This is a genomic window from Phytobacter sp. V69, assembly GCF_965644215.1.
In the GTDB taxonomy this organism is placed as follows: domain Bacteria; phylum Pseudomonadota; class Gammaproteobacteria; order Enterobacterales; family Enterobacteriaceae; genus Phytobacter.
Genome location: NZ_CBFFRL010000525.1, coordinates 1 through 447, shown reverse-complemented (window position 1 = coordinate 447; position 447 = coordinate 1). Strand labels below are relative to the sequence as shown.

Here is a 447-nt window from a genome sequence, read left to right as displayed (position 1 = left end):
GTCATGATAATAGGGCCTTCTGATTAGAAGGCCCTATTATCAATGATTTTTATCCTCGTGACGACACTATCTAAGAAATGCGACCAGAGGTGTTCAATTAACTCCAGATCCGAGGTTAGCCGCGCGGCCAGATCGCCCCCGCGTTGACGATTAAACCAACCCATCGGCAAGCGACCCAGATGGTCGGCGATACGCAGCCGCGCTTCGCCCATCATGGCGTAGGCGCCAGCGAATATCAGCGGCATACCGCAGTAGCCGGCACCGATACGCAGCGCCACGCTGACAAGCATCGCCAGACCATAGCCGACGGATTGCGCCAGCGTATTGACGCCCGTGAAAGCGCTGTGCAGCAGGCCGTAGAGCGTCATATAGAACATTAGCGCCCTTACAGGGCGAGCGTCACCGCTTCGCGGTTCCGATGGTATTCATGATCGGCATACCGTTTTA

The 447-nt window shown here is 55.9% G+C and carries 1 protein-coding gene; it reads right to left on the bottom strand.

Annotated elements, in window-relative coordinates; translation table 11 throughout:
- Positions 1-23 precede the first annotated feature (23 nt).
- Positions 24-377 carry an ABC transporter transmembrane domain-containing protein gene (locus tag ACSZPU_RS26310; RefSeq protein ID WP_499004569.1) on the bottom strand — a complete coding sequence of 118 codons (354 nt, stop codon included), beginning with the start codon at positions 375-377 and terminating at the stop codon, positions 24-26.
- Positions 378-447 lie beyond the last annotated feature (70 nt).